The organism is Flavihumibacter rivuli, assembly GCF_018595685.2.
In the GTDB taxonomy this organism is placed as follows: domain Bacteria; phylum Bacteroidota; class Bacteroidia; order Chitinophagales; family Chitinophagaceae; genus Flavihumibacter; species Flavihumibacter rivuli.
Window position 1 is genome coordinate 1,679,237 of record NZ_CP092334.1, and the last position, 21,025, is coordinate 1,700,261.

At 47.9% G+C, this 21,025-nt stretch carries 30 protein-coding genes; all 30 read right to left on the minus strand.

Annotated elements, in window-relative coordinates; genetic code table 11:
• Positions 1-72 precede the first annotated feature (72 nt).
• Positions 73-1,407 (minus strand): preprotein translocase subunit SecY, encoded by a 1,335-nt coding sequence (gene secY, locus KJS94_RS07350; protein WP_214449430.1) that lies wholly within the window; start codon positions 1,405-1,407, stop codon positions 73-75.
• A gap of 78 nt (positions 1,408-1,485) precedes the next feature.
• The gene (gene rplO / locus KJS94_RS07355) at positions 1,486-1,935 is read right to left on the minus strand and encodes a 50S ribosomal protein L15 (RefSeq protein WP_214449431.1); all 450 of its coding nucleotides are present in this window, start codon (positions 1,933-1,935) and stop codon (positions 1,486-1,488) included.
• A 122-nt stretch (positions 1,936-2,057) separates the two neighbouring features.
• Positions 2,058-2,237: a 50S ribosomal protein L30 gene (gene rpmD / locus KJS94_RS07360; protein ID WP_214449432.1), complete on the minus strand. Its 180-nt coding sequence runs from the start codon at positions 2,235-2,237 to the stop codon at positions 2,058-2,060.
• A 38-nt stretch (positions 2,238-2,275) separates the two neighbouring features.
• Positions 2,276-2,794: a 30S ribosomal protein S5 gene (rpsE, locus tag KJS94_RS07365; RefSeq protein WP_214449433.1), complete on the minus strand. Its 519-nt coding sequence runs from the start codon at positions 2,792-2,794 to the stop codon at positions 2,276-2,278.
• Between the two features lie 45 nt (positions 2,795-2,839).
• Positions 2,840-3,193, minus strand: a complete 354-nt coding sequence (gene rplR, locus KJS94_RS07370; protein ID WP_214449434.1) for a 50S ribosomal protein L18 — start codon at positions 3,191-3,193, stop codon at positions 2,840-2,842.
• Between the two features lie 113 nt (positions 3,194-3,306).
• Complete coding sequence (rplF, locus tag KJS94_RS07375) at positions 3,307-3,861, minus strand: 50S ribosomal protein L6 (RefSeq protein WP_214449435.1); 555 nt, start codon at positions 3,859-3,861, stop codon at positions 3,307-3,309.
• Between the two features lie 126 nt (positions 3,862-3,987).
• The gene (gene rpsH / locus KJS94_RS07380) at positions 3,988-4,386 is read right to left on the minus strand and encodes a 30S ribosomal protein S8 (protein WP_214449436.1); all 399 of its coding nucleotides are present in this window, start codon (positions 4,384-4,386) and stop codon (positions 3,988-3,990) included.
• A gap of 102 nt (positions 4,387-4,488) precedes the next feature.
• On the minus strand, positions 4,489-4,758 hold the full coding sequence (gene rpsN, locus KJS94_RS07385; RefSeq protein ID WP_214449437.1) for a 30S ribosomal protein S14: 270 nt from the start codon (positions 4,756-4,758) through the stop codon (positions 4,489-4,491).
• Positions 4,759-4,845: 87 nt separating this feature from the next.
• On the minus strand, positions 4,846-5,421 hold the full coding sequence (gene rplE, locus KJS94_RS07390; protein WP_214449438.1) for a 50S ribosomal protein L5: 576 nt from the start codon (positions 5,419-5,421) through the stop codon (positions 4,846-4,848).
• Entirely contained in the window at positions 5,421-5,759 is a 339-nt protein-coding gene (rplX, locus tag KJS94_RS07395; protein WP_214449439.1) for a 50S ribosomal protein L24, read from the minus strand. Before rplX ends, rplE begins: the two co-directional genes overlap by 1 nt.
• A 72-nt stretch (positions 5,760-5,831) precedes the next feature.
• Positions 5,832-6,200 carry a 50S ribosomal protein L14 gene (gene rplN, locus KJS94_RS07400; protein ID WP_187255355.1) on the minus strand — a complete coding sequence of 123 codons (369 nt, stop codon included), beginning with the start codon at positions 6,198-6,200 and terminating at the stop codon, positions 5,832-5,834.
• 79 nt (positions 6,201-6,279) lie between these two features.
• Entirely contained in the window at positions 6,280-6,537 is a 258-nt protein-coding gene (gene rpsQ, locus KJS94_RS07405; RefSeq protein WP_214449440.1) for a 30S ribosomal protein S17, read from the minus strand.
• Between the two features lie 46 nt (positions 6,538-6,583).
• Complete coding sequence (rpmC, locus tag KJS94_RS07410) at positions 6,584-6,793, minus strand: 50S ribosomal protein L29 (RefSeq protein ID WP_214449441.1); 210 nt, start codon at positions 6,791-6,793, stop codon at positions 6,584-6,586.
• A 30-nt stretch (positions 6,794-6,823) separates the two neighbouring features.
• Positions 6,824-7,243 carry a 50S ribosomal protein L16 gene (gene rplP, locus KJS94_RS07415; protein ID WP_214449442.1) on the minus strand — a complete coding sequence of 140 codons (420 nt, stop codon included), beginning with the start codon at positions 7,241-7,243 and terminating at the stop codon, positions 6,824-6,826.
• 38 nt (positions 7,244-7,281) lie between these two features.
• Positions 7,282-8,046, minus strand: a complete 765-nt coding sequence (rpsC, locus tag KJS94_RS07420) for a 30S ribosomal protein S3 (RefSeq protein WP_214449443.1) — start codon at positions 8,044-8,046, stop codon at positions 7,282-7,284.
• Positions 8,047-8,077: 31 nt separating this feature from the next.
• Positions 8,078-8,413 (minus strand): 50S ribosomal protein L22, encoded by a 336-nt coding sequence (gene rplV / locus KJS94_RS07425; protein ID WP_214449444.1) that lies wholly within the window; start codon positions 8,411-8,413, stop codon positions 8,078-8,080.
• A gap of 79 nt (positions 8,414-8,492) precedes the next feature.
• Complete coding sequence (gene rpsS / locus KJS94_RS07430) at positions 8,493-8,762, minus strand: 30S ribosomal protein S19 (RefSeq protein WP_214449445.1); 270 nt, start codon at positions 8,760-8,762, stop codon at positions 8,493-8,495.
• A gap of 46 nt (positions 8,763-8,808) precedes the next feature.
• Positions 8,809-9,642 (minus strand): 50S ribosomal protein L2, encoded by an 834-nt coding sequence (gene rplB / locus KJS94_RS07435; RefSeq protein ID WP_214449446.1) that lies wholly within the window; start codon positions 9,640-9,642, stop codon positions 8,809-8,811.
• A 112-nt stretch (positions 9,643-9,754) separates the two neighbouring features.
• Positions 9,755-10,054, minus strand: a complete 300-nt coding sequence (rplW, locus tag KJS94_RS07440; RefSeq protein WP_214449447.1) for a 50S ribosomal protein L23 — start codon at positions 10,052-10,054, stop codon at positions 9,755-9,757.
• A gap of 26 nt (positions 10,055-10,080) precedes the next feature.
• Positions 10,081-10,719, minus strand: a complete 639-nt coding sequence (rplD, locus tag KJS94_RS07445; protein WP_214449448.1) for a 50S ribosomal protein L4 — start codon at positions 10,717-10,719, stop codon at positions 10,081-10,083.
• Positions 10,720-10,739: 20 nt separating this feature from the next.
• Positions 10,740-11,357, minus strand: a complete 618-nt coding sequence (gene rplC, locus KJS94_RS07450) for a 50S ribosomal protein L3 (RefSeq protein WP_214449449.1) — start codon at positions 11,355-11,357, stop codon at positions 10,740-10,742.
• A 366-nt stretch (positions 11,358-11,723) separates the two neighbouring features.
• On the minus strand, positions 11,724-12,029 hold the full coding sequence (rpsJ, locus tag KJS94_RS07455; protein ID WP_039142986.1) for a 30S ribosomal protein S10: 306 nt from the start codon (positions 12,027-12,029) through the stop codon (positions 11,724-11,726).
• 306 nt (positions 12,030-12,335) lie between these two features.
• On the minus strand, positions 12,336-12,902 hold the full coding sequence (locus tag KJS94_RS07460; RefSeq protein WP_214449450.1) for a DUF4126 domain-containing protein: 567 nt from the start codon (positions 12,900-12,902) through the stop codon (positions 12,336-12,338).
• 97 nt (positions 12,903-12,999) lie between these two features.
• The gene (locus KJS94_RS07465) at positions 13,000-15,183 is read right to left on the minus strand and encodes a S9 family peptidase (protein WP_214449451.1); all 2,184 of its coding nucleotides are present in this window, start codon (positions 15,181-15,183) and stop codon (positions 13,000-13,002) included.
• A gap of 120 nt (positions 15,184-15,303) precedes the next feature.
• On the minus strand, positions 15,304-18,135 hold the full coding sequence (locus KJS94_RS07470; protein ID WP_239804327.1) for a T9SS type A sorting domain-containing protein: 2,832 nt from the start codon (positions 18,133-18,135) through the stop codon (positions 15,304-15,306).
• The gene (locus tag KJS94_RS07475) at positions 18,105-19,427 is read right to left on the minus strand and encodes a SprB repeat-containing protein (RefSeq protein WP_239804328.1); all 1,323 of its coding nucleotides are present in this window, start codon (positions 19,425-19,427) and stop codon (positions 18,105-18,107) included. Before KJS94_RS07475 ends, KJS94_RS07470 begins: the two co-directional genes overlap by 31 nt.
• Positions 19,428-19,459: 32 nt before the next feature.
• Complete coding sequence (locus tag KJS94_RS07480; protein ID WP_239804329.1) at positions 19,460-19,654, minus strand: SprB repeat-containing protein; 195 nt, start codon at positions 19,652-19,654, stop codon at positions 19,460-19,462.
• A 32-nt stretch (positions 19,655-19,686) separates the two neighbouring features.
• Positions 19,687-20,214, minus strand: a complete 528-nt coding sequence (locus KJS94_RS07485) for a SprB repeat-containing protein (protein ID WP_239804330.1) — start codon at positions 20,212-20,214, stop codon at positions 19,687-19,689.
• Positions 20,215-20,243: 29 nt separating this feature from the next.
• Entirely contained in the window at positions 20,244-20,558 is a 315-nt protein-coding gene (locus KJS94_RS07490; RefSeq protein WP_239804331.1) for a SprB repeat-containing protein, read from the minus strand.
• The gene (locus KJS94_RS07495; RefSeq protein ID WP_239804332.1) at positions 20,555-20,938 is read right to left on the minus strand and encodes a SprB repeat-containing protein; all 384 of its coding nucleotides are present in this window, start codon (positions 20,936-20,938) and stop codon (positions 20,555-20,557) included. The genes KJS94_RS07490 and KJS94_RS07495 overlap by 4 nt, the downstream gene beginning before the upstream one ends.
• Positions 20,939-21,025: the final 87 nt, after the last annotated feature.

The window sequence follows — 21,025 nt, forward strand, 5'->3', positions numbered from 1 at the left end:
TCCTGCCCCTTTAAAGTAAAAGCCCGGCAAAGTTAAACCTTTACCGGGCTTTTTAAATCATTATGGTCCAGATCAGATGGTTGAGGTACTAACAGCCTGGCGTCCCTGGATACGGCCACTCTTCATAAGGCCATCGTACTGACGCATCAGCAATTGTGTCTCAATCTGCTGTAAGGTATCAAGGATAACACCAACCATGATCAGCAAGGATGTGCCACCAAAGAAGGAAGCAAATCCCTGGGTGATGCCAACACGCTGGGCAAAGCCAGGAAGGATACCTACCACGGCGAGCAATACAGCCCCTGGCAGGGTGATCTTATCCATTACGGCACCAATATAGTCAGCGGTAGGCTGGCCTGGCTTAACACCGGGAATAAATCCGTTGTTTCGCTTAAGGTCCTCAGCGATCTGTTTGGGGTTAAAGATCAATGCAGTATACAGGAAAGTAAATGCGATCACAATAACTGCATAGATCACCATATGCCATGCATCCCTTGGATCAGAGAAGATCTTTGCAATTCCCTGACCAGACTCAAAACTAGTGTAAGAGAAGAGGGTTGGCAGGAACATAATGGCTTGTGCAAAGATGATGGGCATTACACCGGCACCATTAACCTTGAGGGGCAGGAACTGGCGAGCACCACCGAATTGCTTATTACCAATGATCTGCTTGGCATACTGAACAGGGATCTTACGTACGCCCTGTACCAGTACAATGAGCCCCATGATAATGGCAACAAGAACTGCGAACTCGATAATGAAGATCAGCAGTCCACCACCACCACGGTTGCTCTTGGCAGCCCATTCCTGTACGATAGACTGGGGCAGACGGGCCAGGATACCCACCATGATAATGAGGGAAGTACCATTACCCAAACCCTTATCGGTAATCTTTTCACCCAGCCACATTACAAACAGGGTACCTGCAGTAAGTACGATGGTGGTAGACAACCAGAAATAAGAAGCATAGGAATCAAGCAGGGCAGCACCGTTAACCTGACGCAGGTAAGCAACATAAGCACCAGCCTGTACAGCGGTAACGGCTACAGTTAAATAACGGGTCCATTGGTTGATCTTTTTCCTCCCGCTCTCCCCTTCTTTTTGCACTTTCTGCATCTGTGGAACCAGGATGGTCATCAGCTGCATAAAGATAGAGGCAGAGATATAAGGCATGATACCCAATGCAAAGATGGACGCTTGTGAGAAAGCTCCACCGGCAAAAGCATCGATCAATCCAAGAGCACCGGATTTGGCTCCGGCAAGGTCAATTTTCGTAGGATCGATACCGGGCAATACGATGTGTGCACCGATACGATAGATCAGGATCAGCAGCAGTGTAGTTATGATCTTACTTCTTAACTCCTCAATGCTCCAGATGTTCTTCAGCGTCTGAATTAATTTCTTCACGGGTTTTCTGAGATTTTAAATGAGCCTCAAATAAAAAAAGACGCATTATTACAATGCGTCTGCGCAAGATAAAGAAAATTACTTTACAATTTCAACAGAACCACCTGCAGCTTCGATAGCAGCTTTCGCCTTCTCACTTACAGCGTTCACCTTGAAATTAACCTTTGCTTTCAGCTCTCCATTACCCAGGATCTTTACATTGTCGAACTGGCTGATCAGTCCATTGATGTACAGGTTTTCCAGGGTGAATTCAGAAATACCGTATTTCTCAACCAGTTGGTCTACCTGGCCGAGGTTGAACACTTTATACTCAACACGGTGAATGTTATTGAAGCCACGCTTGGGCACCCTACGTTGGATAGGCATCTGGCCACCTTCATGGGCACGCTTGTTCTTATAACCAGCACGGCTCTGGCCACCTTTGTTACCTTTAGTTGAAGTACCACCCTTACCGGATGCTTCACCACGACCTAAACGCTTCTCTTTGTGCGTAGCGCCTTCTGCAGGCTGTAAATTGTGCAGTTTCATTTTACTTGATTTTTACTTAACGGGGAATCTCCCCTCGCTTATGTTATAAATAAAAAAATGGGGAATTTTGAAACCGGGGTAACCAAATTTCAATATTCCCCAATTTCAAAATTCCTAATCAATTAGATTTCTTCCACCTTCAAAAGGTGTTCAACCTTGCGTACCATTCCCAGGATCTGAGGAGTAGCCACAACTTCACGGCTGGCGTTCAGCTTTTTCAAGCCAAGTGCAACCAGGGTTTGCTTCTGATCAGCGGGACGATCGATAGCGCTTTTAACTTGAGTGATCTTAATCTTTTTCATTGCTCTATGTTTCGTGTTACCGGTAAACCGCTAACAGATTAACCATTAAATACTTTCTTGAGGCTAACAGTACGGGTCTTAGCAACCTGTACGGGCTCACGGAGGGTAGCCAGTGCTTTGAAGGTAGCTTTCACCACGTTATGGGGGTTAGCTGAACCAAGGCTCTTGGCAAGAACGTCGGTGATACCAGCGCTTTCCAGTACAGCACGCATGCTGCCACCAGCGATCACACCAGTACCGTGAGCTGCAGGCTTGATCAAAACCTTGGCAGCACCTTCCTTGGCGAGCTGATCATGGGGAATAGTACCGTGCATAACAGGCACTTTGATCAGGTTCTTCTTGGCATCTTCGATACCCTTCGTAATTGCTTCCTGCACTTCTTTAGCCTTACCCAGACCATGACCAACAACGCCATTCTCGTTACCTACCACCACCAGGGCAGAGAAGCTGAAGGCACGACCACCCTTGGTAGTCTTAACCACACGGTTGATAGCAACCACTTTCTCCTTCAATTCCAGGTCGCCGGCTTTAACTTTGTTTAAGTTTACTTTTGCCATTTATTGCAGAAATTAAAAATGTATAATTTTTTATCTGATTAAGAATTAGAACTGAAGACCACCTTCACGTGCGCCATCTGCAACAGACTTTACACGACCATGGTAGAGGTAACCACCACGATCAAAGGTAACAGCGGTCAAACCCAGTTCAGCAGCTTTACGTGCAATAGCCAAACCAACCAGCTTGCTTTTCTCAATCTTGGTTCCTTTCTGGGCAGCGATATCCTTGTCCTTGCTGGAAGCAGCGGCGAGGGTAACACTGTTCAGGTCGTCGATCAGCTGAACATAAATGTCAGTATTGCTACGGAATACAGACAGACGAGGCTTTTGAGGAGTACCACCCACCTTCTTACGAATGCGGTACTTGATCTTTTGCCTTTTGATAACTTTAGCGTCCATTTTTCTATTTTTTAAACTCCCGATACTGCCGGAAGTATTGACATTTAAAGATTATATAAGGAAGTAATTGCAGGAACTTAACATCGTCAGGCCCTGCAATTAACTTAGCTTAATTACTTACCAGCAGATTTACCTGCTTTCTTGCGAACCACTTCACCAACAAAGCGAACACCTTTTCCTTTGTATGGCTCAGGCTTACGAAGACTGCGGATCTTGGCAGCCACCTGTCCAAGCAGTTGCTTATCGATACCTTCCAGGCTGATCTTTGGGTTTTGACCTTTTTCAGTTACTGTTGTAACCTTCAGTTCACTGGGGATCTCAAAAATGATATTATGGGAGTAACCGAGCGCCAGGTCCAAAAGGTTTCCGGTGTTTGCGGCTTTGAAACCCACACCCACCAGTTCCAGGTCGGCCTTAAATCCTTCTGTAACACCTTTTACCAGGTTAGCGATCAGTGCGCGGTACAGACCATGCATGGCACGGTGACGGATCTGGTCAGTAGGACGGGTGATCAGTACTTCACCATCCTTCACTTCTACAGTGATATCCCTGTCAATGGCTTGCTTCAGCTCGCCTTTGGGACCTTTAACGGCAATCACATTATCCTTTCCAACAGTAATGGTAACTCCGGCAGGAACAGTGATCGGCTTTTTACCTATACGAGACATGTTTTCTTTTTTTCAGTGTTAAACTTGATATTTCAAAGCTGGGGACCGATCAGTTGGGTATAGGACAACTTAATGTATCCCCTGCTGTATATGTTAAAAGCGCAATGCATGCATTGCGCGATTAGCTTAGTAGATGTAGCAAAGAACCTCGCCACCTACGTTCTGGGCCTTGGCTTCCTTGTCGGTCATTACACCCTTGGAAGTAGAAATGATGGCAACACCCAGACCGTTCTTTACGCGGCTGAAATCAGCAGGCTTAGCATACTGGCGAAGACCAGGACGGCTAACCCTTTCCAGTGACTGGATAGCGGGCTGCTTGGTGGAGGGATCGTACTTAAGGGCGATTTTGATAACACCTTGCTTGTTATCTTCTTCAAACTTGTACTTCAGGATATAACCCTTATCGTACAGGATTTCAGTAATACGCTTTTTCAGGTTAGAAGCAGGGATCTCCACAATACGGTGACCAGCCATTTGAGCATTACGAATGCGGGTCAGGAAATCTGCTATAGGATCAGTAACCATTGCTATGAATAAGTTGATAGTTTGAAAATGTTTTTACACAATGCGATATCCTATTTGATATCAACAAAATTTCGCTCCTGCTTTTAGCAGTATAGCGGGCAATTACCAGCTGGCTTTCTTTACGCCAGGGATCTTACCAGCCAGAGCCATGTCACGGAAGGTCACCCTTGAGATTCCGAAGAAACGCATGTAACCTTTAGGACGGCCTGTAAGCTGACAACGATTTTTCAGACGAACAGGAGAGGCGTTACGTGGCAACAGATCAAGTGCCTCGTAGTTACCTTCAGCTTTCAGTGCAGCGCGCTTCTCAGCGAACTTAGCTACCAGAGCTTCCCTTTTCCTTTGCCTGGCTTCTACCGATTTTTTAGCCATATTAGTTTGTCGATTTGATGTTTAGTTTGAATCCTGCACCTGATTGCCGAAGGTTTCAGCATCCCGGGCCCTCATCAACCCCAAATATTATTGGTTGTCTTTTTTAATGTTACGGAAAGGCATACCAAGCTCCTTCAGGAGTTCATAAGCCTCTTCGTTGGTCTGGGCAGTGGTAACAAAAGTGATGTCCAGTCCAGTGATCTTATTCACCTTGTCGATATCGATCTCAGGGAAAATGATCTGCTCGGTTACACCCAAGGTATAGTTACCGCGGCCATCGAAAGCCTTCTCGCTTACACCCTTGAAGTCACGTACACGAGGCAGTGACACAGAGATCAGGCGATCCAGGAACTCATACATCTTCTCACCACGCAGGGTAACACGGGCGCCAATTGGCATGTGCTTACGCAGTTTGAAGTTAGAGATGTCCTTCTTAGACATGGTAGGAACCGCTTTCTGACCGGTGATGGTGGTCAGCTCTTCTACAGCGATATCAACCAGTTTCTTATCGGCAACAGCGCCATTCACACCACGGTTCAAGCAGATCTTGGTCAGCTTGGGAGCCTGCATGATGGTCTTGTATCCGAATTTCTTCATTAAGGCAGGTACTACTTCACTAGTGTACTTGTCTGCCAGACGCGGAGTATATTTAACGGTACTCATTACTTAATTACCTCCCCTGATTTTTTTGAAACACGAACTAGCTTACCATTTTCACGGTTACGCTTTACCTTGGTAGCGGCACCAGCCTTAGCATCCCACAACATAACGTTGGAAATGTTAATGGGGGCTTCTTTCTTAACGATGCCACCCTTGGTATTCTGGGCAGACGGCTTGGTGTGCTTTGTAATGATGTTCACACCTTCCACTACAACACGGCCTTTATCAACGATTACCTCCAAAACCTTGCGGGGTTTCTTCAGGTCCTTGTCATCGCCGGCAATCACAACTACTGTGTCGCCCTTTTTGATGTTGTATTTCGGTTTGAATCTTGTGCTCATGTAGATTCTTGTTTATCTATTATTCACTTTTTTTACTAGCCCGTGCGACCAATCGGGGGCGCAAAGGTACGATTATAATACTTCCGGAGCAAGAGAAATAATCTTCATATAACCCTTGTCGCGCAGTTCCCTGGCAACAGGTCCGAAAATACGTGTACCGCGGGGCTCATCGGCGTTGTTCAACAACACTACGGCATTGTCGTCGAAACGGATGTAAGAACCATCTTTACGGCGCAATTTGTTCTTGGTACGAACGATAACTGCTTTAGTTACGGTACCTTTCTTAATGCCGCCGGCAGGAATAGCGTCCTTAACAGTAACAACGATCTTATCGCCGATCCTGGCGTAATCCTGTCCACTGTTACCCAGCACGCGGATAACCAATACTTCCTTGGCACCGCTGTTGTCCGCTACGTTCAATCTGCTTTCTTGCTGAATCATTTTGAATTAGTTTAATCGTATTATACCATTGTAAAACAGAGGGATCACTCCAGGCAGACAATGCTGCTCCGGGCTTACCTTATTTAACCTTTTCAACCACTTCCACCAGTCTCCAACGCTTGGTCTTACTAAGCGGACGGGTTTCCATGATGCGAACGGTGTCACCAATGTTGCACTCGTTCTTCTCATCATGAGCGTGGAACTTGGTGGTCTTCTTCAGGAACTTACCGTAAATTGGGTGTTTTACCTTTCTTTCTACGGCAACAGTGATGGTCTTTTCCATCTTGTTGCTGGTAACCACCCCGATCCTTGTTTTACGCAAATTTCTTTCAGCCATTGTTATTAGATTTAGCTTTTAGCTTTTTGTTAAACCTGGCACCGGATTAGGCAGTAGCCAGCTTCTTGTTTAATTCCGTTTTCAGACGGGAAATATCCCTGCGCAGGGAGCGGATGCTCATGGGGTTCTCCAGCGGAGTGATCGCATGGGCGAACTCCAGCTTTTTCAGGCGCAGCTCATCTTCCTGAATACGGGCCTTCAGATCAGCAACACTCATGTCCTTCAGGCTCTTAACGAAATCGATTTTCTTAGACATTGTATAGTCGATTTTTGTTGTTAGGAAATGTTATGACTGCAGATCCCTGCGAACCACAAACTTGGTTTTGATGGGAAGCTTCTGAGCAGCCAGTTCCATCGCTTCTTTGGCCAGTTCCATGGGAACACCGTCGCATTCAAACAAAATACGACCAGGCTTAACTACGGCAGCCCAATGATCAGGGTTACCTTTACCTTTACCCATCCTCACTTCCAGTGGCTTACGGGTAACAATTTTATCAGGGAAAATGCGGATCCAAACACTACCCTCACGCTTCATGTGACGGGTCATTGCCTGGCGGGCACTTTCAATCTGACGGTCGGTCATCCACACAGTTTCCAAAGCCTTCAAACCGAATGAACCAAATGACAGGGTAGTACCGCGTTTTGCGTTGCCTTTCACAGGCATCTTCTGCATCTTCCTGTGCTTCGTTCTTTTAGGTTGTAACATCTTGAATATATTTCCTGGTTACTTGATGTTGTTTCTGATTAGTTTCTACGCTCTCTTCTGTCTCCACCACGTCCACCGCGATCACGACGGTCACCACCGCGATCATCACGACGCTCCCTCCTGTCACTTACTTCGCTCTTACCTCCAATGAAATTGGGGTTAAGGTCGCGCTTGGTAAGTACTTCACCTTTACAGATCCATACCTTGATACCAATCTTTCCGTAAACAGTCAGTGCGAATACGTTAGCATAGTCAATATCCATACGAAGGGTGTGCAAAGGTGTACGACCCTGCTTGATCTCTTCGGTACGGGCGATTTCAGCACCACCCAAACGACCTGCAACCTTGATCTTGATACCTTCAGCACCCATGCGGAGCGCAGAAGCAATCGCCATCTTGATAGCACGCTTATAGTTGATACGGTTCTCAATTTGCTTGGCAATGGTGTCAGCAACGATGTTGGCATCCAATTCCGGGCGACGGATCTCCAGGATATTGATCTGCACATCATCCTTACCGGTCAGCTTCTTCAACTCTTCCTTAATGCGGTCAACCTCATTACCACCTTTTCCTATGATGATACCAGGCTTGGATGTATGGATGGTTACGATCAACTTACCCAGCGTACGCTCGATAACGATCTTGGAAATGCCCCCCTTATTGATACGGGCATTCAGGTAAGTACGGATCTTATGATCCTCGATCAACTTGGTAGAGAAATCTTTCTTGTTGCCATACCAGTTGCTTTCCCAACCGCGGATGATTCCCAACCTTGCACCAATAGGATTTGTTTTCTGACCCATGTGTTTGGTATATTAAGTTTATACGATTGAATTATTTAGTATCTACAATTACTGTTACGTGATTGCTGCGCTTGCGAACACGGTAACCACGGCCCTGAGGGGCGGGACGCATACGCTTCAACGTCCTGGCGCCATCAACGAAGACGGTCTTAACCACCAGTTGTGATTCATCACCACCCTGGTTAGCTTGTTTCCAGTTGCTGATTGCACTTACCACCAGTTTGCGCAGGGGAACAGCCGGATGCTTGGCATTGTGCTCCAAAACTGCCAGGGCCTTCTCTACTTCCATACCACGGATCAGGTCAGCCAGCAAACGCATTTTTCTGGGCGAAGTGGGATAATTTCTCAGTTTAGCTACTGCTTCCATTTTTATTTGATTCTAGATTCAGGATGCTGGATGCAGCGCATCAGGAGCCTGCACCCGGTATCACGCATCAGTTATTGAATTACATTTTCTTGCTTGAGTGTCCCTTGAAGTTACGGGTAGGGGCAAATTCACCTAACTTATGACCTACCATGAACTCAGTTACGTAAACAGGGATGAACTTGTTACCATTGTGCACGGCAAAAGTGTGACCCACGAACTCAGGAGTAATAGTTGAACGACGGCTCCAGGTTTTGATTACACCCTTCTTGCTTTTGCCTTCGGTCATATCCACTACCTTCTTCTCCAGTTTAGCGTCTACGTAAGGACCTTTTTTAATTGAACGAGCCATATCTCGAGTTTAGATTTTAGCTGTGATTGATTTTAGTTGCTTCGGTTTAGGCTAACTTCTTACCATTCTTACGCTGAATGATCAACTTGTCAGAACCCTTATGCTTACGGGTCTTCTGTCCCTTAGCATACTTACCGGTCCTGCTCCTTGGGTGACCACCTGAAGCCTTACCTTCACCACCACCCATTGGGTGATCTACAGGGTTCATGGCCACACCACGGTTGCGGGGGCGGATACCCTTCCAACGGTTACGACCAGCCTTACCCATGCTTTGCAAGTTGTGGTCGCTGTTACCAACCTCACCTACAGTAGCGTAGCAATTGATCAATACTTTCCTCAGTTCGCCTGAAGGCATCTTCAATACAGCGTACTTCTCCTCCTTCGCATTCAGGTTGGCTCCTGAACCGGCGCTACGGGCGATCTTACCACCCTGGCCAGGCTGCATTTCAATATTGTGAACGATGGTACCGAGAGGCATATTCTTCAGCATCAGGGCATTGCCGATCTCAGGGGCAACAGCGTCACCACTGATAACGGTAGCACCAACCTGCAGGCCTTTGGGGGCCAGGATATAACGCTTCTCACCATCAGCATAATTCAACAGGGCGATGAACGCTGAACGGTTCGGATCATACTCAATGGTAGCAACAGTTGCAGGAATATCCTTCTTGTCGCGCTTGAAATCAACCAGACGGTACATCTTGGCATGACCACCACCAATGTAGCGCATGCTGCGACGCCCCTGGGCGTTACGACCACCGGTTGACTTGATCTTCTCAACCAGGCTCTTCTCAGGAACATTTGTAGTAACTTCTGCGTACGCGTTTCCAATTCTCCAACGCGTACCAGCTGTCATCGGTTTATACTTTCTTAATGCCATTTTCTTTAGTTTTTTAGCGAAATTTTCAGCTTCGCTCGCTTTAATTGTTTGATCGTTTTGTTGTCGGACGAATCAAGATCATTGAGCCGTCGAACCATTCAACCATACGGTATTAAACTGCGCCATACAGGTCAATGGTCTCACCTTCAGCAACAGTCACCAGCGCTTTCTTATAAGCAGGCTTGCGACCCTGAATGAAACCAGCCTTGGTAAAGCGGGTCTTGTTCTTACCAGGGATCACTGCTGTGTTAACATCAACTACGGTTACACCATAGAAAGTCTCAACAGCTTTCTTGATCTCCAGCTTGTTAGCCTTACGGGCAACCTTGAACGCGAAACGACGCAGACCTTCCTGCTGGCTGTTCGCCTTCTCAGTCAAAATAGGCTTTATCAATACTTCAGAAAGTTTCATCTCTTTCTATTTAAAATTTGTTAGGATTATGCGTTTTCTTCAACCTCAGCTTCGCTGAAAACTTTAGCTGCGCTTTCGCTCAGCACCAGTACCTGGGCGTTTACGATATCGTAAGTGTTTACATCGCTCAGCAGGGTACCTTCTACTGAAGGCAGGTTGCGCAGGCTCAGGTAAACATTCTCACCGTTCTCAGGCAGAACGAACAGGGTCTTCTTATCTGCTACGTTCAGGGCCTTCAGCACACCGGTGAATGCCTTGGTCTTGGGGGTATCGAAGTTGATATCCTCAATTACAAGGATCGCATTCTCCTTAGCCTTGTGAGCAAGGGCTGACATCTTGGCCAGGTCCTTCACTTTACGGTTCAGTTTGAAATCATAGTCGCGGGGCTTGGGGCCGAAAATGGTACCACCACCCTTATACAGGGGGTTACGCAGGTTACCCTTACGGGATCCACCGGTACCCTTTTGGCGGTGCAGCTTACGGCTGGCACCCTGAACCTCTTTACGGGTCTTTACTTTATGCGTACCCTGGCGCTGCGCTGCCAGGAACTGCTTAACTGCCAGGTAGATCACGTGATCGTTAGGCTCAATACCGAAGATTTCTTCCGGCAACTCTATGGTCCTACCGGTCTTCTGTCCTTGTATATTTAATACATCTACTTGCATCGTACTTCAGATTAAATGGTTTACTTCTGGATAAAAACGATAGAACCGTTGTGGCCAGGAACTGAACCACTAACCAGGATATAGTTCTTCTCAGGGAATACTTTCAGGATCTTCAGGCCCTTCATCTTCACTCGCTCATTACCCATATGGCCGGCCATGCGCATACCCTTCATTACGCGGGAAGCGTCAGAAGAGTTACCCAATGAACCCGGAGCGCGCTGACGGTCGTGCTGACCGTGAGATGCTTCACCAACACCAGAGAAACCATGGCGCTTAACAACACCCTGGAAACCCTTACCCTTGGAAGTACCTACTACATCAACTTTTTCACCTTCGGCGAAAATTTCTGCAGTAACAGTTTCACCCAGAGCTTTTTCAACAGAGAAATCGCGGAATTCTTTTACGAAACGCTTCGCGGCAGTTTGTGCTTTAGAGAAGTGATTTGCTTCGGCTTTTGTAGTGTGCTTTTCTTTCTTGTCGCCGAATGCGAGTTGCAGGGCATTGTAACCGTCTGACTCTTTGGTCTTCACCTGGGTTACAACGCAAGGACCAGCCTCAATGATGGTGCAAGCAGTTTGCTTGCCATCGGGACTGAAGATGCTGGTCATCCCAACCTTTTTTCCAATGATTCCTTTCATTTGTTTACCATTTGTGCCGCATGGTTAAAAGGACAATCCAGCTGACTTTAAATTAGTCTAAGGATGGACTTCAATCCCCGTTTGCCACCGACCTTTTCTTTTATCTGACGAACCACTGAAGGATCCTGCTCAGGTCCGCCCGCCTTCGCTAAAGCTTCGGCGGGTAATTAGAAGTACCGATGGTAAACAAACCATGAACGGCTTGTTCATATTTACTTTTACTCAATTGTGGATGAAAAAGGATTTCCTTTCTGATTTGCCTTTTCACCCAACCCCAGCGCTCTTTTCTCCTGTTTGACCAGAATTGAGAGATAGGGCAGTTATTTTAAGAACTTTATTTGAATCGCCTTTCAGCGAATCGACCTGTTAGGCCTTGATCTCAACCTCAACACCTGAAGGCAGGTCAAGCTTGCTCAGGGCATCTACAGTCCTGGAAGAACTGGTATAGATGTCCAACAAACGCTTGTGAGTGCACAGTTGGAACTGCTCACGAGCCTTCTTGTTAACGTGTGGAGAGCGCAGTACAGTGAAGATTTTCTTCTGGGTAGGCAAAGGAATAGGACCAGTTACCACTGCACCTGTACTACGAACGGTTTTAACGATCTTTTCGGCAGATTTGTCTACCAGGTTGTGATCGTAAGACTGCAATTTTATTCTGATTCGCTGTGACATACCTATTATCCCAAAAATTTAATTGGGAGTGCAAAGGTAACGGTAGTTTTCTTATCGGCAAAAGATTTTTATAAAAATTTCACGCCCAACCCCAGATTTATCGCATTTTTTAATCCATTCCTTCCCTTCCAGGCCTTTTCTATCCCCGGTCCTGCCCCAGGACACCCACCCAAAACCCCACCCAAAGCCAATCCTACCCAGGCATCAGGGATCTGGCCGATCAATGTCAGGATCCCCAAAACAGCTAAAGACAAACGTTTGAAACCTGCATTACCCCCTTTTTCCACTTGCGGAACCTGCCAATGGCTATTTCCCGGCCAGGCGGCCAAAGGCCTTATATATAATCCATCCTGCCAGGACAAGCATGATCACCGCAAATATCACTGGCACCAGGAGGCTTAACGCTGAGCCGGTTATGGCCGCGGCATTCTCCCCCGTCGCCACCAGGGCATTACCGGTGCCAGCGGTTGATTTGGTAGAAAACAACCTTAAAATACCTGTCCCCAACTGAATGGAACCCGCAGTTGCCCCACCGGCTATAAGTCCAAGTCCCCATCTTAGCAAGGGCTCCATTTCCCCTGCAGGAAGCACCGATGCAGCTACCAGGGTACCTGCGGCTACGGCCAGCGGGGAAGCAATGGTGTCAAGGAGGTTATCAATGAAAGGAACATAGTAAGCCCCTATCTCCAAAACCGATGCCACCCCAAAACTGATAATGGCCGGCATCGTCCCCAGCCAGGCCATATCCTGGTTCAGGGGAATCCAGCCTAAGTAGCCTGCCAGTGAAGCTGCAAGTAAGGGTACGAATACCCGGAAACCACAACAGGCACTCAAACCTATCCCGATCGCTATTGCTGTTATATAAGGACCCATGCCAGTTATTAAATGAATTAAAGCAGAAACATTGCCATTTATTTACATATTTACAATCCAAGGGCGTTACACGGCTTTTACCCGTCACCCCACCTACTTACCTTCCGCCGGGAGGGCAATATTGCCTCAGGAAATTGGTATAAAGGGTACTCAGGTGCCGGAAGGTCCCCTCCCCTTCTGAAATACTATGGGAACGATTGGGATAACTCATGAACTGGAATTGCTTGCCATGTTTCACCAATTCATTGACCAGCATTTCTGCATTGTTAAAATGTACGTTGTCATCGCCCGTCCCGTGGATATACAACAAATTACCCCTGAGGTTAGCTGCGTAGGTTATTGGCGATCCGCTTACAAAATCCTCCCTGTTCTCCTGTGGAAGGCCCATATACCTTTCCTGGTAAATATTATCATAGGTAAGCTGGTTGCCAACCGCTGCAATGGCAATCCCGGTTTTATAGATATCGGGATATTGGAACATAAGGTTAAGAGTTGCCGAGCCTCCCCCACTCCATCCCCATACGGCTACCCTTGAGGTATCAACAAAAGGGAGTTTCAGGATTTCCCTGGCTGCCATGGCCTGGTCCCTGATATTGACAATACCGATCTTCCGGTAAACGGCCTTTCTCCATTCCCTTCCCTTAGGCACTGGTGTACCCCGGTTGTCGATGGACACATAAACATATCCATCCCCTGAAAAATCACCGCTGTAAAGGAAATTATTGGTAATGCCATATTGGTCCTTCACATTCTGCCCCCAGGGTTCAGTATATACATAGAAAACCACGGGGTATTTCTTAGCCGGATCAAAGTTCTTCGGTTTTACCATCCAGGCATCCATGGTAACCCCATCAGCAGTTTTGATCGAAAAATAACTGGTAAGGCTATCCCTTTGGGCGGTAGTAATGGCTGCCGCTACTGATCTATCCTTATCCAAGGTACGATGGCCTTCCATGTTGATCCATTCATAAACCGGGCTGGTGAAATGATTGGTAAAGGAATGCAGGGCATACTTGGCACCTGGCCCTACCTGGTAATCGTGCGTACCTTCCTGGTCTGCCGGCGAAACAAGTTCAGCGGCCCCCTTTCCATCCAGTCTGCACCTGTACAGGTATTTCTGGGTCGCGTTGGCAGGGGAAGCCATGAAATATACCCAGCCTGATGGTTCATCGACCCTGACAATATCCATTACATCATAATTTCCTTTTGTTACCAGCACCTCTTTCTTACCATCCCTGCTCAACCTGTACAAATGCCTCCAGCCGTCTTTTTCGGAAGCCCATAGATATTCTTTCCCCCCGGCGAGCCAATCCCAGCCGCCATTGGCATAATCATCATCCCATAAGGGAAGGATATCGATCCAGGCACTGTCCCTTTCCTCAAACATCCTGGTGGATTTGCCTGTATTTGCATCACACAAAAAAATGGTACTGACCTGTTGCTTTCGGTCAAGGTGTTGCGCAACCAGTTCATTGCTACTGGCCGCCCATTCCATTCTGGGCAGGTAGGATCCCAGAGTCCCATTATCCGGAATATCCATCCACTTTAAGGAACCAGTGCCTATTTCAACCACACCGATCTTGAAGGTTGATGGCTTTTCACCAGCAACCGGATATTCAACAGGTATGGCCACTGGATAGATAGAATCGGTATTGTTGACCATCAGGTAGTCCTTGGTTTGGTTGGCAATGATCTTCCAGAAAGCGATCTTCTTGCTGTCGGGACTCCACCTGAACCCATCCCGGCAAAAGAACTCTTCTTCATAGGCCCAATCGAAAGTGCCATATATCTGCTGCCTGTTCCCATCTTTTGTCAGGGCAGTGATCACTCCTGTTGCGAGGTCTTCCACATAAAGGTTGTAGCCACTCACATAGGCCACCTTGGTTCCATCGGGTGAGAACTTGGCAAACATCAGCGATGCCGTCGGCAGGCTCCTGCCGAGTTGGTAGAAGGAAGATCCCTGGGTATCGGTTACCCAATAATCCCCGCGGGTCTCATATCTCCATACCTTCCTGGTATTGGTAAACAATAACAATTTGGACTCGTCCTCTGACAACCGGAATGCTTTTACAACAAGTGGATTACCATTATTGGCCATTGCCAGTTTCTCTTTCCCTACCAAAATGGTTTTGGCCTGCCCGGGCAGCCCCACCTTAATGATAGCACCATTTTCCCTGGTGAAATAGGCATCACCAAGCCTGTTCCATTGAATGCTGTTCTGTGCAAAGGATGCCTCCGCTATCACCAATAGAAGCAGAAGGCAGGAAAAATAAATCCTCATGGTCAATTTGCTTTTGTTATCCGAAAATAGCTATCCAACAATTTAGGCAGCTATTCTGAAACTGCATAAAAAAAGGCTGTCCTTGCGGACAGCCTTGGTTGGGTATTTCTACCTTGATTTTTATCTGATCGGTCTAGACGCCTGCAACAACTTTCCGGTAAAGACCTTGCCGTTACTGGTCAGTCGGTAGATGAGTCCACCGGTCATGCTTTGGTTCGGCTTGTACTCTACATTCTGTACCTCTCCCTGCCTCATTTGGGCATTGAACAAGGTACTAACCCTTTGTCCCAGCTCATTGAATACTTCCAGTGATACCTTTCCAGTCTCAACAGCCTTGATCTGGAATTGAACCCTGTCAACGAATGGGTTCGGGAAGGCTGTTACTGTTGCAGCAAAGGTGATCGGTTGTTCGAGTTCAACCGCTGTGGTTGACTGCACGCCATAGCTTACAGTTGGGGTTGTCACTACAGATGTTGCGGTGGGACTGTTGAGCATATCAATATTCGAACAATCCACTTTGCAATCTGACCATTTAACAAAGAACCTGCAATCATTAAAGGCATTATTGATCACATCCAGTGCCCTTACGATGTCTGAAAGTGTAACACCTACTGGCAATTGTGCACCGCCCAGTGAGTTGCTGGCAAGGGTAAACAATCCCCATACCGTTTTATTGCTTCCAAGGGCATTAACCACATTGGCTGGCATGAACCAACTATTATAGCTTGTTGTTGGCACTCCGTTAACAAAGCAATCCATTGGCTTTGGATCTGAGCAGGTGGAACGCCAATCCCTCTTCTGGGTAACCAGCCACTTACCGGCTTCCAACCTGAAGTTACCCAACTTACGGTCTGGTGTAATGTACATGTTCAATGCCAGTGTAATGGTCTGGGACAACAATACATTGTTGATCTTTCCATTTGTCAACGGTACTGACCATGCAGTCAGATTTCCAGACAATACTGCAGGTGTTCCACTACCAGGAAGAATGCTGTTAAGACGGGCAGCATTTGAAGCTGGTGTCCAGAAGCTTCTGCCGGGCAAACCAAAATACAGGTTTCCGTTTGGCATATTCTTGATGCTCTGGGTGATCAGGTTTACGGGTGAAAGCTGGCCATAAGTTGGTGTACATACGGCACCACTTGTGCTTCCGTAGAACTGCTGGGGATAAGTACAATAAGTGATCAACTGCTCTGGGCATACACAACTCAACACTGTGATCTCTTTCGTACATTCCTTGCAACAACCTTTGCTATCCTTGATCGACACTTTCACCACGATCTTGCCGGCAGTTGAACCTGCCTTGATAGTAACCTTGTTGGTACCCTGCCCACCTACGATAGAACCGGGGCCGCTTACAATTGACCATGTATAAGTGTAGGGACCCGTACCACCAGAAGCGCTAACAGTAACCGTTGTTGTAGCTCCTGCATTCACCTGGATAACACTGGTCGGATACAGGTAGCAATTGATCGGGGCCGGGCTACCTACAACAGCTGATGCAGTACCTACACAGCCTTTTGAATCCTTGATCACTACTGAATAATTACCTGCAGGCACATTGAAGAGATCCTCAGTTGTAGCGCCATTACTCCAGGTATAAGTATACGGAGGTACACCACCTGTCACTGTCAGGTTAACTGAGCCGTTAGATTCTCCAACGCAACGAACATCACAAACGATAGTCTTGGCTTCAAGGCTGCCGGATTGTTCAACTGTTGCCCTGGCTGAAGTAGTACAACCTTTGGCATCTGTCACAATTACAGAATAGTTACCCGCTGCAAGATTATCAATATCCTCGGTTAATGCTCCATTGCTCCATTCATAGGTATAGGGAGCTGTACCACCGGTAACGGTCAGGTTGATCGAACCTGTAGATCCTGAGCAATCACCATTTGTCGGAACAGCCTGGGCTGAAAGTGCCTGGTCTGGCTGGGTGATGGTCACCTTGATGGTAGCCTTACAACCCTTCGCATCGGTCACTTCCAAAGTATAATCACCGGCTGCCAGGTTGCTCAGGTCGTCAACATCAGCGCCATTGCTCCAATTGTACGTATAAGGTGCGGTACCTCCGGTAACAGTCACATCTATTGCTCCGGTTGACTCACCATAACAGTTCACATCGGTCTGCTTGAACTGTATATCCAAAGCAGCTTCAGGCTGGATGATGGTCACATTCAACCCGATCTTACAACCCTTGGCATCGGTTACTTCCAAAGTATAGTTACCCGCTGCCAGGTTGCTCAGGTCGGCATCCTCGGAACCATTGCTCCACTTGTACGTGTAAGGCGCAGTACCTCCGGTAACGGTAACATCGATTGCTCCGGTTGACTCACCATAACAGTTCACATCAGTCTGGCCATACTCGATCTTCAGGCCACTGGGCTCCTTCACTTCTGCACGCAACTGGAAGGTGCAACCCTTGGCATCCGTGATGGTCACTGAATAATTACCTGCACCAATGTTCTCCAGGTCTTCTTTGTCACCGCCATTGCTCCACTCAAATGTATAAGGAGCGGTACCTCCGGTAACGGTAACATCGATCTTGCCTGCACTGCCTTCACAGGATGCATCCGTAATAACTGCGGTAGCATTGAGTGCTTCCTCAGGCTGGGTGATGGTCACCTTGATGGTAGCCTTACAACCCTTCGCATCGGTCACTTCCAAAGTATAATCACCGGCTGCCAGGTTGCTCAGGTCGTCAACATCAGCGCCATTGCTCCAATTGTACGTATAAGGTGCGGTACCTCCGGTAACAGTCACATCTATTGCTCCGGTTGACTCACCATAACAATTCACATCGGTCTGCTTGAACTGTACATCCAGCGCAGCTTCAGGTTCGGTGATGGTCACATTCAACCCGATCTTACAACCCTTGGCATCGGTTACTTCCAAAGTATAGTTACCCGCTGTCAGGTTGCTCAGGTCGGCATCCTCGAACCATTGCTCCACTTGTACGTGTAAGGCGCAGTACCTCCGGTAACGGTAACATCGATTGCTCCGGTTGACTCACCATAACAGTTCACATCAGTCTGGCCATACTCGATCTTCAGGCCACTGGGCTCCTTCACTTCTGCACGCAACTGGAAGGTGCAACCCTTGGCATCCGTGATGGTCACTGAATAATTACCTGCACCAATGTTCTCCAGGTCTTCTTTGTCACCGCCATTGCTCCACTCAAATGTATAAGGAGCGGTACCTCCGGTAACGGTAACATCGATCTTGCCTGCACTGCCTTCACAGGATGCATCCGTAATAACTGCGGTAGCATTGAGTGCTTCCTCAGGCTGGGTGATGGTCACCTTGATGGTAGCCTTACAACCCTTCGCATCGGTCACTTCCAAAGTATAATCACCGGCTGCCAGGTTGCTCAGGTCGTCAACATCAGCGCCATTGCTCCAATTGTACGTATAAGGTGCGGTACCTCCGGTAACAGTCACATCTATTGCTCCGGTTGACTCACCATAACAATTCACATCGGTCTGCTTGAACTGTACATCCAGCGCAGCTTCAGGTTCGGTGATGGTCACATTCAACCCGATCTTACAACCCTTGGCATCGGTTACTTCCAAAGTATAGTTACCCGCTGCCAGGTTGCTCAGGTCGGCATCCTCGGAACCATTGCTCCACTTGTACGTGTAAGGCGCAGTACCTCCGGTAACGGTAACATCGATTGCTCCGGTTGACTCACCATAACAGTTCACATCAGTCTGGCCATACTCGATCTTCAGGCCACTGGGCTCCTTCACTTCTGCACGCAACTGGAAGGTGCAACCCTTGGCATCCGTGATGGTCACTGAATAATTACCTGCACCAATGTTCTCCAGGTCTTCTTTGTCACCGCCATTGCTCCACTCAAATGTATAAGGAGCGGTACCTCCGGTAACGGTAACATCGATCTTGCCTGCACTGCCTTCACAGGATGCATCCGTAATAACTGCGGTAGCATTGAGTGCTTCCTCAGGCTGGGTGATGGTCACCTTGATGGTAGCCTTACAACCCTTCGCATCGGTCACTTCCAAAGTATAATCACCGGCTGCCAGGTCGCTCAGGTCGTCAACATCAGCGCCATTGCTCCAATTGTACGTATAAGGTGCGGTACCACCGGTAACAGTCACATCTATCGCTCCGGTTGACTCACCATAACAGTTCACATCGGTCTGCTTGAACTGTATATCCAAAGCAGCTTCAGGCTGGATGATGGTCACATTCAACCCGATCTTACAACCCTTGGCATCGGTCACTTCCAAAGTATAGTCACCGGCTGCCAGGTCGCTCAGGTCAGCATCCTCAGAACCATTGCTCCATTGTAAGTATAAGGTGCAGTACCACCGGTAACGGTAACATCTATCGCTCCGGTTGACTCACCATAACAGTTCACATCGGTCTGCTTGAACTGTACATCCAAAGCAGCTTCAGGCTGGATGATGGTCACCTTGATGGTTGCCTTACAACCCTTCGCATCGGTCACTTCCAAAGTATAGTCACCGGCTGCCAGGTCGCTCAGGTCAGCATCCTCAGAACCATTGCTCCACTTGTACTGTAAGGTGCGGTACCACCGGTAACAGTCACATCTATTGCTCCGGTTGACTCACCATAACAGTTCACATCGGTCTGCTGGAACTGGACATCCAATGCAGCTTCAGGCTGGGTGATGGTCACCTTGATGGTAGCCTTACACCCCTTCGCATCGGTCACTTCCAAAGTATAATCACCGGCTGCCAGGTCGCTCAGGTCGTCAACATCAGCGCCATTGCTCCAATTGTACGTATAAGGCGCGGTACCACCGGTAACGGTAACATCTATCGCTCCGGTTGACTCACCATAACAGTTCACATCGGTCTGCTTGAACTGTACATCCAAAGCAGCTTCAGGCTGGATGATGGTCACATTCAACCCGATCTTACAACCCTTGGCATCGGTTACTTCCAAAGTATAGTTACCCGCTGCCAGGTTGCTCAGGTCGGCATCCTCGGAACCATTGCTCCACTTGTACGTGTAAGGCGCATATACCACCGGTAACGGTAACATCTATCGCTCCGGTTGACTCCCATAACAGTTCACATCAGTCTGGCCATATCTTCAGGCCAGCCAGGGGGCTCCTTCACTTCTGCACGCAACTGGAAGGTGCAACCCTTGGCATCCGTGATGGTCACTGAATAATTACCTGCACCAATGTTCTCCAGGTCTTCTTTGTCACCGCCATTGCTCCACTCAAATGTATAAGGAGCGGTACCTCCGGTAACGGTAACATCGATCTTGCCTGCACTGCCTTCACAGGATGCATCCGTAATAACTGCGGTAGCATTGAGTGCTTCCTCAGGCTGGGTGATGGTCACCTTGATGGTAGCCTTACAACCCTTCGCATCGGTCACTCCAAAGTATAATCACCGGCTGCCAGGTCGCTCAGGTCGTCAACATCAGCGCCATTGCTCCAATTGTACGTATAAGGTGCGGTACCACCGGTAACGGTAACATCTATCGCTCCGGTTGACTCACCATAACAATTCACATCGGTCTGCTTGAACTGTACATCCAGCGCAGCTTCAGGTTCGGTGATGGTCACTACCGCTGTAGTGGTACAGTTGTTCGCATCTGTTACTGTAACTGTATATACACCAGCTGGCAGGTTGGCGGGATCTTCAACAGTTGATACCGTCTCGTTCGCAGCATTCTTCCATACAAACGTATAGCCAGGGGTACCTCCGCTAACACTCAGTGCAATTGAACCGGTTGATTCTCCGAAGCACTTCACATCCGTTGGTACGCGGGATCTTCAACGGTATCCACTTGCACTCAGGCCTTCTGTCGGCTGGCCGATGGTCACTCCGTTGGTACGCCA

What these genes read in the sequence shown, in the direction of transcription:
- rplF (WP_214449435.1), bottom strand. Translation starts at nt 3,861, where the DNA reads ATGTCTCGTATAGGTAAAAAGCCGATCACTGTTCCTGCCGGAGTTACC.
- rpsH (WP_214449436.1), bottom strand. Translation starts at nt 4,386, where the DNA reads ATGGTTACTGATCCTATAGCAGATTTCCTGACCCGCATTCGTAATGCT.
- rpsC (WP_214449443.1), bottom strand. Translation starts at nt 8,046, where the DNA reads ATGGGTCAGAAAACAAATCCTATTGGTGCAAGGTTGGGAATCATCCGC.
- KJS94_RS07485 (WP_239804330.1), bottom strand. Translation starts at nt 20,214, where the DNA reads ATGTTACCGTTACCGGTGGTATATGCGCCTTACACGTACAAGTGGAGC.
- rplB (WP_214449446.1), bottom strand. Translation starts at nt 9,642, where the DNA reads ATGGCATTAAGAAAGTATAAACCGATGACAGCTGGTACGCGTTGGAGA.
- rplC (WP_214449449.1), bottom strand. Translation starts at nt 11,357, where the DNA reads ATGAAAGGAATCATTGGAAAAAAGGTTGGGATGACCAGCATCTTCAGT.
- KJS94_RS07465 (WP_214449451.1), bottom strand. Translation starts at nt 15,183, where the DNA reads ATGAGGATTTATTTTTCCTGCCTTCTGCTTCTATTGGTGATAGCGGAG.
- rpsQ (WP_214449440.1), bottom strand. Translation starts at nt 6,537, where the DNA reads ATGGCTGAAAGAAATTTGCGTAAAACAAGGATCGGGGTGGTTACCAGC.
- rplR (WP_214449434.1), bottom strand. Translation starts at nt 3,193, where the DNA reads ATGGACGCTAAAGTTATCAAAAGGCAAAAGATCAAGTACCGCATTCGT.
- rplV (WP_214449444.1), bottom strand. Translation starts at nt 8,413, where the DNA reads ATGGAAGCAGTAGCTAAACTGAGAAATTATCCCACTTCGCCCAGAAAA.
- rpsJ (WP_039142986.1), bottom strand. Translation starts at nt 12,029, where the DNA reads ATGTCACAGCGAATCAGAATAAAATTGCAGTCTTACGATCACAACCTG.
- rpsE (WP_214449433.1), bottom strand. Translation starts at nt 2,794, where the DNA reads ATGGCAAAAGTAAACTTAAACAAAGTTAAAGCCGGCGACCTGGAATTG.
- KJS94_RS07460 (WP_214449450.1), bottom strand. Translation starts at nt 12,902, where the DNA reads ATGGGTCCTTATATAACAGCAATAGCGATCGGGATAGGTTTGAGTGCC.
- rplX (WP_214449439.1), bottom strand. Translation starts at nt 5,759, where the DNA reads ATGAGCACAAGATTCAAACCGAAATACAACATCAAAAAGGGCGACACA.
- rplO (WP_214449431.1), bottom strand. Translation starts at nt 1,935, where the DNA reads ATGAAACTGCACAATTTACAGCCTGCAGAAGGCGCTACGCACAAAGAG.
- rplP (WP_214449442.1), bottom strand. Translation starts at nt 7,243, where the DNA reads ATGTTACAACCTAAAAGAACGAAGCACAGGAAGATGCAGAAGATGCCT.
- rpsS (WP_214449445.1), bottom strand. Translation starts at nt 8,762, where the DNA reads ATGGCTCGTTCAATTAAAAAAGGTCCTTACGTAGACGCTAAACTGGAG.
- rplW (WP_214449447.1), bottom strand. Translation starts at nt 10,054, where the DNA reads ATGAAACTTTCTGAAGTATTGATAAAGCCTATTTTGACTGAGAAGGCG.
- rpmC (WP_214449441.1), bottom strand. Translation starts at nt 6,793, where the DNA reads ATGTCTAAGAAAATCGATTTCGTTAAGAGCCTGAAGGACATGAGTGTT.
- rpmD (WP_214449432.1), bottom strand. Translation starts at nt 2,237, where the DNA reads ATGAAAAAGATTAAGATCACTCAAGTTAAAAGCGCTATCGATCGTCCC.
- rplD (WP_214449448.1), bottom strand. Translation starts at nt 10,719, where the DNA reads ATGCAAGTAGATGTATTAAATATACAAGGACAGAAGACCGGTAGGACC.
- rplE (WP_214449438.1), bottom strand. Translation starts at nt 5,421, where the DNA reads ATGAGTACCGTTAAATATACTCCGCGTCTGGCAGACAAGTACACTAGT.
- rplN (WP_187255355.1), bottom strand. Translation starts at nt 6,200, where the DNA reads ATGATTCAGCAAGAAAGCAGATTGAACGTAGCGGACAACAGCGGTGCC.
- rpsN (WP_214449437.1), bottom strand. Translation starts at nt 4,758, where the DNA reads ATGGCTAAAAAATCGGTAGAAGCCAGGCAAAGGAAAAGGGAAGCTCTG.